11 protein-coding genes and 1 pseudogene are annotated in these 13,672 nt (G+C 40.1%); 1 reads left to right on the top strand and 11 read right to left on the bottom strand.

All coding sequences use genetic code 11. From position 1 onward, the window contains the following. Positions 1-274: 274 nt before the first annotated feature. The 5 genes and pseudogenes from KC820_RS08320 to KC820_RS08345 form a co-directional block, all read right to left on the bottom strand. Positions 275-1,516, bottom strand: a complete 1,242-nt coding sequence (locus KC820_RS08320) for a DNA polymerase IV (protein WP_212370189.1) — start codon at positions 1,514-1,516, stop codon at positions 275-277. A gap of 81 nt (positions 1,517-1,597) precedes the next feature. Then, positions 1,598-2,734 (bottom strand): M20/M25/M40 family metallo-hydrolase, encoded by a 1,137-nt coding sequence (locus KC820_RS08325; protein WP_212370190.1) that lies wholly within the window; start codon positions 2,732-2,734, stop codon positions 1,598-1,600. Positions 2,735-2,746: 12 nt separating this feature from the next. Beyond that, positions 2,747-4,294: an acyl-CoA carboxylase subunit beta gene (locus tag KC820_RS08330; RefSeq protein WP_212370191.1), complete on the bottom strand. Its 1,548-nt coding sequence runs from the start codon at positions 4,292-4,294 to the stop codon at positions 2,747-2,749. A 2-nt stretch (positions 4,295-4,296) separates the two neighbouring features. Continuing rightward, positions 4,297-5,105, bottom strand: a pseudogene (gene mce, locus KC820_RS13675) (methylmalonyl-CoA epimerase). A gap of 39 nt (positions 5,106-5,144) precedes the next feature. Continuing rightward, complete coding sequence (locus KC820_RS08345) at positions 5,145-6,803, bottom strand: acyl-CoA mutase large subunit family protein (protein ID WP_212370193.1); 1,659 nt, start codon at positions 6,801-6,803, stop codon at positions 5,145-5,147. A gap of 151 nt (positions 6,804-6,954) precedes the next feature. Between KC820_RS08345 and prli42 the strand changes: the two genes are divergently transcribed. Next, positions 6,955-7,098, top strand: coding sequence for a stressosome-associated protein Prli42 (gene prli42, locus KC820_RS08350; protein WP_236782586.1), 144 nt, complete (start codon positions 6,955-6,957; stop codon positions 7,096-7,098). Between the two features lie 74 nt (positions 7,099-7,172). On the opposite strand, the gene KC820_RS08355 is transcribed toward prli42, so the two are convergent. From KC820_RS08355 to lpdA, 6 genes are all read right to left on the bottom strand, one after another. After that, positions 7,173-8,123: an aromatic acid exporter family protein gene (locus KC820_RS08355; protein WP_212370196.1), complete on the bottom strand. Its 951-nt coding sequence runs from the start codon at positions 8,121-8,123 to the stop codon at positions 7,173-7,175. Between the two features lie 145 nt (positions 8,124-8,268). Next, complete coding sequence (locus KC820_RS08360) at positions 8,269-8,700, bottom strand: BrxA/BrxB family bacilliredoxin (protein WP_212370198.1); 432 nt, start codon at positions 8,698-8,700, stop codon at positions 8,269-8,271. A gap of 173 nt (positions 8,701-8,873) precedes the next feature. After that, on the bottom strand, positions 8,874-10,160 hold the full coding sequence (locus KC820_RS08365; protein ID WP_212370199.1) for a dihydrolipoamide acetyltransferase family protein: 1,287 nt from the start codon (positions 10,158-10,160) through the stop codon (positions 8,874-8,876). Positions 10,161-10,178: 18 nt separating this feature from the next. Next, positions 10,179-11,162 (bottom strand): alpha-ketoacid dehydrogenase subunit beta, encoded by a 984-nt coding sequence (locus KC820_RS08370; protein WP_212370201.1) that lies wholly within the window; start codon positions 11,160-11,162, stop codon positions 10,179-10,181. A gap of 1 nt (position 11,163) precedes the next feature. Next, positions 11,164-12,174, bottom strand: a complete 1,011-nt coding sequence (locus tag KC820_RS08375) for a thiamine pyrophosphate-dependent dehydrogenase E1 component subunit alpha (protein WP_212370203.1) — start codon at positions 12,172-12,174, stop codon at positions 11,164-11,166. 18 nt (positions 12,175-12,192) lie between these two features. After that, positions 12,193-13,614 carry a dihydrolipoyl dehydrogenase gene (lpdA, locus tag KC820_RS08380; protein WP_212370204.1) on the bottom strand — a complete coding sequence of 474 codons (1,422 nt, stop codon included), beginning with the start codon at positions 13,612-13,614 and terminating at the stop codon, positions 12,193-12,195. Between the last annotated feature and the right edge of the window lie 58 nt (positions 13,615-13,672).

The following is a 13,672-nucleotide window of genomic DNA, read 5'->3' on the forward strand; positions in this document are numbered from 1 at the left end:
CAACGCGGAAACCACCACATCCTGTGGAAGTACGTCCTGTGGCCAACGTTGACACTAGCCCGTCCTGGGCGTCGGGAGCAAAAGCCTAGGTGAGACCTCGCAGTGCGTAGCACGAGGAGGCTCACCAGCTGCCCGCGATATAGAAGACACTGCGATTTATCGCAGATGTCGCCTTATGCCCTGTGGGTAAAAGTGAAGTATATTTCCGAAGCGAGTATTTCCACCGTACTGAATTAGAATGGTTCGTATCTGTGTCAACTTTAAAGATTTTGTCTCAGTCTCTTTTTTCATTTTTAAAATCATTTAAAAAATCTTTCTGAAAACTCGTTGATAAATTTGGACGAGTTCTCTCTTTTGGCTGAATGAACACATCGTCGCCGTATTTTTCTTTCATATCTTCAACCGTTTGATAAAGTTTTTCTTTTTCGGCTTCTTCTTGATATGTAAACAAATTTAATTGTTTGGACAGTTCATGCTTTGGTACAAGGTCTTGTGCAGTTATTCCTAGTAGTCTAATCGGCTCCCCATTCCAATGTTCATCAAATAACATCTTTGCATTTATGAAAACTTCATCTTTTTTTTCTACGAAGTCACGTAATTGTCTACTACGTGTGACCGTTTTGCGATCGTGATAACGAATCATAATTTGAATGTTCTCAGAAACTACATCTTTATAACGTAATCTGGCTGAAACTTTATCGGCCAATTGGTCTAATAACGAATCTATTTCTAGTTGGTCTGTTGTATCGTGTGGCAATGTTCGTGAATTCCCGATGCTCTTAAATTCATAAATGGCATCTGGATCGACAGGACGATTATCATGTCCATTCGCACGGACGTGAAGTCGCTCTCCATTAATTCCTAAAAGCTGCTTCAATGCTACAACATCATGGTTTGCTAAATCTCCAATTGTTTTAATTCCAAGCTTTTGTAGCTTCTCCTCTGTTCGTTCACCAACACCATACATTTCACCTATTGGCAATACCCATAACTTCTGCTCAATCTCTCGCTTGCGAAGGACAGTAATACCCATTGGTTTCTTCATATCAGATGCCATCTTGGCCAAAAACTTATTCGGTGCAATGCCAATACTACATGGCAAATTTAATTCATCATAAATCTTCTTTTGAAGCCATTCAGCAAGCTCGATTCCATTCATTCCGAAGTCATGGTCTGTCACATCGAGATATCCCTCATCAATTGATACTGGTTGGACAATCGGTGAAACCTCATAAAGAATTGAAAATATCTTACTTGAAGCCTCTCGATATTTCTCGAAATTAGGTTGTAATGCAATTAAATTCGGACATAACTCATAAGCTTTCCATAAAGGCATTGTCGTCTTGACACCTTTAGCCCTAGCTTCATAACTACTTGTTACAATAATTCCCTTTCGCTTTTCAGGAGCTCCAGCAATGGCAACCGGTTTCCCTTTCAGCTCTGGGCGATCTGCGATTTCAACGGAAGCATAGAAACTATTCATATCAACATGGAAAATTACGCGACCTTTACTCATTTTTCTCACCTACATAATGGAAGCCCCATTCAATCATTGAATGAGGCTAGTTTACAACGGAAATAACTATTGTTCAATCGATTAAGCTGAACCTTCTTCTGCAGCTTCAACCACAATCCCTGCAAGTAATGCAGAAATCTTCATCATTTCACTAATTGAAATTTCTTCTTCTGGAGTATGAATGTTCTTATAACCAACACATAAGTTTACCATTGGGAAACCATAGCTACTGATGACATTCGCATCACTACCACCGCCAGTTGCTTTCAGTTGTGGTTCCAATCCAACACGTCTGGCTGCTTGACTTGCCACTTTTACTACTTGTGTGTTCTCATCATGTTTATACCCTTTATACATAATGGTAACATCGACATCAATAGAGCCGCCAACTTCTTCCTCTGCTTGTCGGCAGGCATCCTTGATTTGTTCGATTTGGCGATCTAATTTTTCTGGAACAAGTGAGCGAGCCTCTGCAATAACAACGGCTTCATCGCTAACGATATTCGTTGCCTTTCCACCTTCAAATCGACCGATATTCGCAGTCGTGTCTTCATCAATCCGACCTAACTTCATTTTTGAGATGGCTTTTGAAGCTAGCGTAATCGCAGAGATCCCTTCTTCAGGTGCAACACCTGCATGAGCCGTTTTTCCATGGCAAGTAATTTCAAATTTTGCTTGAGTCGGAGAAGCGACGATTAAACCGCCTACATCCCCGTGACTATCCACGGCATACCCATATTTGGCATCGATGAGTGTGGCGTTCAGTGCTTTTGCACCAATTAAACCAGACTCTTCACCAACAGTAAGAACAACTTGAATTTGGCCGTGGTCAATATCGTAATCTTTTAACAGACGAACCATTTCAATAATCGCAGCAATCCCCGCTTTATCATCAGCACCTAAAATAGTCGTACCATCAGATCGAATGATTTCATCGTCTATTTGTGGCTTGATATTTTTCCCAGGGACGACTGTGTCCATATGTGAGTTAAAGAAGATTGGGTCGACACCTTCTTTGGTACCTTCCAAAGTACAAATTAAGTTATTTGCTCCGTGGCCTGTTTTTTCCTTGGCGTCATCCTCGACAACTGTAAAACCTAATGCTTCGAACTTTGCTCTGAGAACTACCGAAATTTTTTCTTCATTGCCTGTCTCTGAATCAATTTTGACCAGTTCAATGAATTCACTGACCAATCGATCTCGATCTGCTTGAATCAAATGATGACCTCCTTACAATGGAATGTTTCCGTGTTTCTTTTTCGGTCGTTCTTCCTGTTTATTTTGTAAAATATCTAATGCTTGGACCAGTTTTTCTCTTGTCTCCCGTGGATCGATGACATCATCGACCATTCCAAGACCGGCAGCAACATAAGGGTTAGCGAATTTTTCTCTATACTCATCAATCTTTTCTTTACGTGTCGTTTCAGGGTCGTCACTCTCGTTAATCTCACGAGCGAAGATAATATTCGCGGCTCCCTCTGGTCCCATTACTGCAATTTCCGCATTTGGCCACGCGTAAACCAAATCAGCGCCAATTGATTTACTATTCAAGGCAACATAAGCACCACCGTAAGCTTTACGTGTAATGACGGTAATCTTCGGTACAGTAGCTTCAGAGTAAGCATATAAAATCTTTGCTCCATGGCGAATAATTCCACCGTGCTCCTGTTTAACACCTGGGAAGAAACCAGTCACATCTTCAAATGTAATCAACGGTATATTAAAGGAGTCACAAAAACGAATAAATCTGGAAGCTTTGTCGCTTGAATCAATATCCAATCCACCCGCCATAAATTTTGGTTGATTACAAACTAAACCGACCGTCTTTCCTTTTACTTTTGCAAAACCTACAACAATATTTTTCGCAAATTCTTTATGAATTTCAAAGAAAGAATTTTCATCAACGACTTCTTCGATAATGACACGTACATCATAAGGTCGAATGGAATCAAAAGGAATAATATCTGTCATATTCGGGCGGTAATCATCCACTTCCTCCACTTCGGCTTCAGGAGGCTTTTCGTTATTGTTTTGTGGTAGATAACTAATTAAATCTTTTACTTGATCTAATGCCTCTTCCTCGGTAGCAGCTTTCAGATGCGCATTTCCGCTGATTGCATTATGTACATCCGCTCCACCTAAGTCTTCGGCAGAAATTTTTTCACCGGTAACCGTTTCAATGACTTTTGGTCCTGTAATAAACATTTGAGATGTTTTTTCAACCATAACAACAAAATCGGTAATTGCTGGTGAATAGACAGCTCCACCTGCACTTGGTCCCATAATAACCGAAATTTGCGGAATGACACCGGAATAGATGGAATTTCGGTAAAACACATGGCCATAGCCATCAAGCGAAGCGACACCTTCTTGAATTCGAGCGCCTCCCGAATCATTCAGTCCGATAAAAGGCGTTCCATTTTCCGCTGCTAAGTCCATGACTGCAGCGATCTTTTTACCGTGCATTTCACCAAGTGCTCCACCATAAACCGTAAAATCTTGAGCGAATAAGTATACGGGTCTTCCATTAATCTTACCGAATCCCGTGACAACACCTTCACCTGGTGCTTTTTTGCCGGCCATCCCAAAATCGGTGACACGGTGTTCCATAAAAGCGTTCAGTTCCACAAAAGAGCCGTCATCTAGCAAATAATCGATTCGTTCTCGTGCGGTCATCTTTCCTTTTGCTTTTTGTTTTTCAATTTTGTCATCTCCGCCGCCTAATTCAACCTCACGGCGCTTGTCGTAGAGTTCATTAATTTTATCGTAAATATCCATGATTAATCCTCCTGTTTCGGCTGACAAAGTTCTAATAGGACACCATTCGCTGCTTTTGGGTGTAAAAAGGCTACTTGCGTATCATGAGCTCCTTGCTTCGGCTGGTCATGGATCATACGTATGCCTTCGGATTTGAATTGTTCCAGTCTCGCATGGATGTCATCTACTTCTAGAGCGATGTGATGAATACCTTCGCCCCGCTTCTCGATAAATTTAGCAATTGGTGATTCTTCATGAAGAGGTTCCAACAACTCAAAATTACTTTCCCCAATTGATAAAAATGCTACTTTGACCCCTTCACTATCGACTTCATCAACGCCTCTAAATGTTAAACCGAGCGTTTCGGTGTAGAAGGGCAACGTTTCATCTATGTTTTTTACAGCTATACCGATATGGTTGATTTTCTTCATACGGAATCACCTTGTACTTTCTCCTCAATGAAGTCAGCAACAGCAGTCATTGGCGTACCTGGAGTAAAGATTCTTTGTATTCCATGATCCAATAAAAATTGTATATCTTCTTCCGGAATCACCCCGCCACCAATCACAGGAATGTCTTCCGCTTCCCTCTTTCTTAGCTCTTCCATTACTTTAGGAAATAATGACTTGTGAGCACCGGACAATGAGGATAGACCGATTACATCTACGTCTTCCTGAATAGCCGTCTGAGCAATCTGTGCGGCCGATTGCCTCAATCCCGTATAGATTACTTCCATTCCACGATCTCTCAATGTCTGTGCAATGACTAAAGCACCACGGTCATGCCCATCAAGACCAGGCTTAGCGACTAATACACGTATCTTTCTATTCATCTCTTCTTCACCTCTCTTAAAAACGATAAACTGTATTCATTAAGCACCTGTATATTCACCGAAGACGTCACGCATTGTATGACAAATTTCTCCGACTGTTGCATACGCTTTCACACAAGCTAAAATATGAGGCATTAAATTTTCATTTGGGTTTTCTGCCGCTTCTTTCAAATCTTTTAATCTTTCATCGACTAGTTGTTGATCTCGATTAGCCCGAATCTCTCCCAGTCGTTCGATTTGCTCTTGTTCTAACTTTTCATCGACTTTTAATAAATCTGCATGCGTTTCTTCATCCGTTGTAAATTCGTTCATCCCTACTATAATATCTTCTTTCGATTCAATTCGTTTTTGTGCTTCATAAGCTGCTTGGTGTATTTCTCGTTGCATATAACCCTCTTCAACAGCTTGTACAGCTCCCCCCATATCTTCAATTTTGTCTAAATACTCACGGATTTGCTTTTCTACTTCGTCTGTCATCTGTTCTACATAATAGGAACCAGCTAATGGGTCGACCGTATCAGCTACACCACTCTCGTGTGCGATGATTTGTTGTGTACGTAAAGCAATTCTTGCAGACTCCTCTGTAGGTAATGCTAGCGCTTCATCACGGGAGTTTGTATGCAAGCTCTGTGTGCCTCCCATAACAGCCGATAAAGCTTGTAAGGCGACACGCACGATGTTATTATCCGGTTGCTGAGCAGTAAGTGTAGAACCGCCAGTTTGTGTATGGAAACGTAGGCGCCAGCTCTTTTCATTTTGCGCTTTATATTTATTTTTCATCAAATCTGCCCAAACTCTTCTCGCAGCTCTAAATTTTGCTACTTCTTCAAAGAAGTTATTATGCGCATTGAAGAAGAATGCCAAACGTGGAGCGAATTCATCAATTTCTAAACCGCTTTCAAGTGCTGCATCAACATAAGCGAGTCCATCCGCAATGGTGAATGCTGCTTCTTGTACAGCGGTAGAGCCTGCTTCTCTAATGTGATAACCCGAAATACTAATTGTATTAAATTTTGGAACGTTGTCACGGCAATATTCGAAAATATTTGTAATTAGCCGCATGGATGGTTTCGGCGGATAGATATATGTTCCTCTTGCGATATATTCTTTTAATATATCATTTTGAATCGTACCAGTAATTTTTTCTTTTGGCACGCCTTGTTTTTCAGCAACAGCGATATACATGCATAGCAATACGGATGCTGGCGCATTAATCGTCATAGACGTACTTACTTTGTCTAGTGGAATTTGATCAAGCAATATCTCCATATCTTCTAATGAGTCAATTGCCACACCAACTTTCCCGACTTCACCTTCAGCCATCGAGTCGTCTGAATCATAACCGATTTGAGTCGGTAAATCGAATGCGACGGATAAACCTGTCTGTCCTTGATCTAATAAGTAACGGAAACGCTCATTCGTTTCTCTTGCGGAACCAAAACCAGCATATTGACGCATTGTCCAAAAACGGTTTCGATACATTGTCGGCTGGATTCCCCGCGTAAATGGATATTGTCCAGGAAAACCTAGTTTTTCTGCATAGTCATCAAAATTCGATTCATTTTCAGGTAGATATAAAGGTTCGATAGGAATTCCAGATAGATTTGTAAATGGATCTTTTCTTTCTGGAAAGCGTTCTTTAACTTTTTCACTCTGTTGTTCCCATGTCTTTTTTTGTTCTGTAAAATGTTCACTCATTCATAGAACTCTCCCTTCTAATAACCATTCTACTATAAATATAAGGAATTTTTAATCTTCTTCATATTTTAATGGAAAAAATACACTTGTCCAATAGCGAATTTTTCTATAAAATAAGAAGTAATGGATCAGAATGCAGGGAGGAATACACTTGGCTAATCAAAAAAAGAAAGCGAGAGCACCGTTTTCGTCAAATAGAAGAAAAAAAGCTAAATGGACGACTATTGTCATTTACGCAATGATTATCGCAATGCTTTTAAGCTCATTACTTGCTGGAGCAGCTATGTTCGTCTAATAAAAGAAAGCAACCACCATGTTCACTAGTTGTTCTGGTGGTTGCTTTTTATTTAAATTTCATGATTGTACCAATTATTTAAAGCTCTTAATCGATCGTTTCAATGTTAAATATTGTTCGATTTCATTTAAAAGAATATATAAATTAGCTTGTCTTTCAAACTCTTCTCGGCTGACAGGCAATTCCTCTTTGTTAAATCGCTGTCGAATATTACGTAATCGCTCCAAATATTGAATGGATGTATCCCCTGGATGTACATTTTTTGATAAATCTTCAAACAGCTTAGCAATATATTTATACTGGTTATCCGTTGCATTAAGGTGAGTAATAAAAGGCAGCATTCGTTCCAATATTTCAAATTGCTTCTCACGCATATGAAAATAATCAATATATGCATGTCGCGTGCGCAGAAGATGATTTTCAACATCTTTATTTGCTAAATCTTGTGCTTTCTCCAATAATTGCGCAGTTTCAGCTAATTCTTCGCCTGACCATGAATGGTCTCCTGTTTCAATAAAACGTGCCACTTCGTGTAATATTCGCGAAAAATTATTTTCAATTTCTTTTCGAATTTTGACTAAATCATCAGTTAAGCTAGGCATATATAAATTCAGTACAATTCCAATGGTAATACCAATGGAAAGCAAAATCACTTCATTAATAAACAAACCTACCGTTAACGCACCCGCATTATATATATGAAGGATAATCACCGTACTTGTTATGATTCCTTCTGTCGCTTTCAGTTTTACTGCTAAAGGGATAAATAATAGTAACGTCAAACTAAACGTTAGTGGTGAATAGCCGATAAATTCAAATACCAATCCACCTATTGTGACACCAATTAAAAATGAATAAAACCTGGACCACGCTTTTAAATAAGAGGCTCTGCGCGTTGTTTGAATACATAACATGGTTATGACTGCCGCAGAGATTGCATAATCCAGTTGAAGTAACTGCGCTATAAATATGGCTATGGGAGCGCCGATGGCTGTTTTGATCGTTCGGTAGCCTATTTTAAACATAATTTTTCCTCTCTTACTCAATTTAGTCTTAAACGATTACTGCATTAATGATTATATTAAAATAGGAATGATTTTAGTCGTTTACAGAAAAAACTGACGGGATAGAATGTCACCGTCAGTTATCCCTTTCTATTCATAGAAAGAATTAATATTCTTCACAATACTCATCAAACAATGATTGAAGTCGCTGAACAACTTCCATTGGTGTGGAACTTTCGATTTCTTCACGCGGAACCATTGTAAGAATTTTTCCATCCTTCAATAGTGCAAACGATGGTGAAGATGGTGGAAAGCCTTCAAAATAATCTCTTGCTCTTTCGGTTGCTTCACGATCTTGACCTGCAAAAACAGTCACTAAATGATCTGGTCTTTTATCAAAATGAATCGAATTTGTCGCAGCTGGACGTGCAACACCACCAGCACAGCCACACATTGAGTTAATAGCTACAAGTGTAGTTCCTTTTCGAGTAAGTGCCTGATCGACTTCTTCAGGTGTTTTCAATTCTTCATAGCCAGAATTCGTAAGCTCTTCACGTGCTTGCTTAGACATATCTTCCATATATAGGCTAAAATCCATCTATGTGTACCCCCTAATTTTCTAAGTGTCAATTTCATCCTATCAGCTTCGAACAAGCTTTTCAATTTATTTGCTATAGCTATTTAACTATAAGATCAAATGATTATATGCTTGTTTTACAAAAGAACCAGCAAAAGACGATAAGCTTTGCTGGTTCCTTTGCTGCGTTTTAATTAATAAATAGATGTGTTTTTCTCAGACATATTTTCTAAAATTTCTTTCACACGAGCTAAGAACTGACCACAAATCAAGCCATCAAGTACACGGTGATCTAATGATAGACAGAGGTTTACCATGTCACGTGCTCCGAACATTCCATTTTCCATGAAAACAGGTTTCTTCACAATGGATTCTACTTGAAGGATCGCTGCTTGTGGGTGATTAATGATACCCATTGATTGAACTGAACCGAATGAGCCTGTGTTATTTACGGTAAATGTTCCACCAGACATATCTGCGCTCGTTAACTTGCCAGATTTAGCTTTATTCGCAAGCTCTACAATCTCTTTAGCAATTCCCTTAATGCTCTTGTCGTCAGCATTTTTGATCACTGGCACAAATAAACGGTCTTCATGTGCTACGGCAATCGATAAATTGATGTCCTTTTTCTGGATAATCTTATCTCCCGCCCAAGAGCTGTTCAATTGTGGGTATTCTTTCAATGCTTGAGCGACTGCTTTTACGAAAAATGCAAAATAAGTTAATGAGAAGCCTTCATTTTGTTTGAACTCTACTTTTTTCGCATCTCTAAATGCAACAAGGTCTGTTACATCCACTTCGACTGTCATCCAAGCGTGAGGAATTTCAGTTTTAGACGTAACCATATTTTGTGCAATTGCTTTTCTAACACCCGTGACAGGAATCTCGATATCTCCATCTTGCGTTGGCACAGAAGGTGATTGAGATTGCGACTGCGTTTTAGCAGACATCGATTTCGTTTCATCTGCTACTTGTTGTGCAGGTGTTTCCTCTTGTGCAGATGGCTTTGGTATGTCACCAGAAGCAATAATTTTCTCAATATCCTTCCGTGTAATTCGTCCACCTTTTCCTGAACCATCTACTTGGTTCAGATCAATATCATTTTCTTGAGCCATGCGCATCACTGCTGGTGAATAACGTTTTTTCATTGATTGATCTTTGTTTTCTTCTTCGGTTGTTTCACTTTTTTCTTGTGTTGAGGTTTCTTTATTTTCTTCTGTTGATGAATCTTCACCTGCTGATTCGGTTTCCATATAACAAATGAGCTCACCGACTTCGATTGTTTCTCCTTCTTTAGCAACAATCTCTTTGATGGTACCTGTAAAAGAAGAAGGTACTTCCGCATTTACTTTATCTGTTTCGACTTCTGCAATTGGATCATATTTATTAACGTGATCCCCAGCTTTCACAAGCCAAGAACTGATTGTGCCTTCTGTTACACTTTCCCCTAACTGAGGCATCGTAACTTTTTCTACCGCCATGATTTTTACCTCCTTCGTTTAAAATTCAGCTAATTCACGCATTGCTTTTTCAACTTTATCTGGATTGATCATAAAGAATTTTTCCATCGTTGGTGCATAAGGCATGGATGGTACATCTGGTCCTGCCAAACGCTGTATTGGTGCATCTAGATCAAATAGACAGTTTTCAGCGATAATCGCTGCGACTTCACCGATGATACTACCTTCTTTGTTATCTTCTGTTACGAGTAAAACTTTTCCTGTCTTCTTAGCCGCTTCAATAATCGCTTCTTGGTCAAGTGGATAAACTGTTCGAAGATCTAGAATATGTGCTGATATTCCTTCTTCCGCCAATTTTTCAGCGGCTTGTAAAGCAAAGTGTACACTTAAGCCATATGTGATCACGGTGATGTCTTCACCTTCGCGTTTTACATCAGCCTTTCCAATTGGCAATGTATAATCATCTTCAGGTACTTCCCCTTTGATTAATCGATAAGCACGTTTATGTTCAAAGAATAGTACTGGATCTTCATCACGAATAGCTGCTTTCAACAATCCTTTAACATCATAAGGAGTCGATGGCATAACAATCTTTAAACCCGGTTGGTTAGCAAAAACAGCCTCAACAGATTGAGAATGATATAGAGCCCCGTGGACACCGCCACCATAAGGTGCACGAATGGTGATCGGTGCATTCCAATCATTGTTCGAACGATAACGAATTCGAGAAGCTTCGGAAATAATTTGGTTAACAGCCGGCATAATAAAATCAGCAAACTGCATCTCAGCAACTGGGCGCATGCCGTACATGGCCGCACCAATCCCTACACCAGCGATTGCCGATTCGGCTAACGGTGTGTCAATGACACGAGCTTCGCCAAACTGATCATATAGACCTTCAGTCGCTTTAAAAACACCGCCCTTTTTACCAACATCTTCCCCTAAAACAAATACTTTCTCGTCACGTTCCATTTCTTCTTTCATTGCGAGCGTAACTGCTTGAATATAAGACATTACAGCCATCTTATTCCCCTCCTTCTTCAGCATATACATATTTCAATGCATGCTCAGGCTCTGCATATGGTGCATTTTCAGCTTCGTCTGTTGCTTTATTCACTTCATCATCTAATTCTTTCATTAGCTTTTCTTCTGCTTCTTCTGTAAGAACGCCTACTTCTTTCAAATATCTACCAAACGCTAGTATGTTATCATTTTTCTTCATTTCTTCAATCTCTTCCGCATCACGATAAGCTTTATCGTTATCATCGCTTGAGTGTGCGGTCATCCGGTCGGTCATCGCTTCGATCAAAGTCGGACCTTCTCCGTTCGTTGCGCGCTCATGTGCTTCTTTAACGACCTTATAAACTTCCAGAGGGTCGTTACCGTTCACTTGATGTCCCGGCATTCCATAAGAGCTTCCTCGAATGGCTACAGACTCACTGGCAACTTGTTTTTCCAACGGTACCGAAATGGCATATTTATTGTTCTCAACCATTGTAATGACTGGCAATTTATGCACTCCTGCAAAGTTTAGGCCTTCATGGAAATCACCTTGGTTGGAAGAACCCTCTCCTAATGTAACAAAAGATACTGCTGGGTTCTTATCCATCCGTGCAGCTAGGGCTACCCCTACAGCATGCGGCAACTGAGTTGTAACAGGTGAAGATCCCGTTAAAATACGATTCTTTTTCTGCCCAAAGTGTCCTGGCATTTGACGGCCGCCTGAGTTTGGATCATCCGCTTTTGCGAATGCATGTAAAAACAATTCTTTTGTTGTCATGCCGAACGCAAGCACAACTCCTACATCACGATAATATGGAGCGACATAATCTACATCTCTGTTCAGCGCGAATGATGCCCCAACTTGTGCCGCTTCTTGTCCTTGACAAGAAATAACAAATGGGATTTTCCCAGCACGATTGAGTAACCACATTCTCTCGTCAACTTTTCTTGCAAGCAACATGGTACGATACATTTCAATGACTTGTTCGTCACTCAACCCTAACTCTTTATGACGATTCTTCTTTTGAGCCATACTATTTGCCTCCTTTAATTATCCATGAATTTGTTTTCCATCTACAGCTAAAGCTGCTTCACCTATTACTTCTGATAGTGTCGGATGAGGATGAATAGTCTCCCCGATTTCCCATGGTGTAGCATCAAGAACCATTGCAAGGCCTGCTTCGGAAATCATATCTGTCACGTGCGGGCCAATCATATGAACACCGAGTAAATCTTGATTTTCTTTATTTGATATCATTTTGACAAAACCGTCTGATTCCCCGTGAACTAATGCTTTTCCGACTGCTTTAAACGGAAACTTACCTACTTGCACATCATAGCCTTTCTCTTTTGCCTGCTTTTCTGTTAAGCCGACACTGGCAATCTCTGGGTTGGAATATACACAAGAAGCGACATGTTCATAGCGAATTGCTTCAGGTTCTTCATTTGTGATATGTTCCACGGCTAAAATTCCTTCGTGAGATGCGACGTGAGCCAATTGCATTCCACCGATCACATCACCGATTGCGTAGATATGACTTTCTTTTGTTTGGTTGAACTGGTTGACTTTAATAGCTCCCCGGTCAATTTCAATATCTGTATTGTTCAAGCCGATATTGTCCACGTTCGGTTTTCTGCCAACAGATACTAAGAGGCGATCCGCTTCAAACGTTTTCGTTTCATCATTGATTTTCGCTTGAATAGTTACGCCATTATCTACTTCCGCTGAATCACCAAGAACTTCTGCATCTGTGAAAAATTCGATCCCTTTCTTTTTCAATTGCTTTAAAGCTTCTTTCGAGATCTCTTCGTCTTCTGTTGGTAAAATTGTAGAAGCATATTCAAGTACTGTTACTTTCACTCCAAAGTCCGCAAGCATTGATGCCCATTCAATACCGATGACACCTCCGCCAACAATAATGATTGATTCAGGTAATTCATCCATTTCCAAGGCTTCCTCTGAAGTCATGATTGTTTGTCCATCAATTTCAAGTCCTGGAAGTGTGTTTGGAGAAGAACCTGTTGCGATAATGACATTCTTCGGTACGAGCATTTCATTCTCATCGCCGTTATTCATTTCAACTGAGATTGTTCCAGCTGTCGGTGAGAAAATACTTGGACCAAGGATTCTGCCATGTCCTACATAAACATCGATTTTTCCTTTTTTCATCAGTCCTTGAACACCTTTATGTAGTTGTTCAATGATGGATTCCTTCCGTTCCTGAACACGCGCAAAATTTACTGTTGGAGAGCCTGCTTCAACGCCAAATTCAGCGGCATTCTTTGTTTGCTTAAATATTTCTGCACTTCGCAGTAACGCTTTTGAAGGAATACATCCTCGGTGAAGACAAGTGCCACCTAGTTCTGTTTTTTCGACAATTGCTGTTTTTAATCCTAGTTGGCTAGCACGGATAGCAGCTACGTAACCACCAGTACCCCCGCCTAATATAACCAAATCATACTCTGTAGCCATCAGTTTCTCCCCTTTCTTCATTAAACCAATTTCGGCCTGCCAAATACATGAGTGAAGA

The sequence above is a fragment of the Allobacillus saliphilus genome (genome assembly GCF_018138385.1).
In the GTDB taxonomy this organism is placed as follows: domain Bacteria; phylum Bacillota; class Bacilli; order Bacillales; family Alkalibacillaceae; genus Allobacillus; species Allobacillus saliphilus.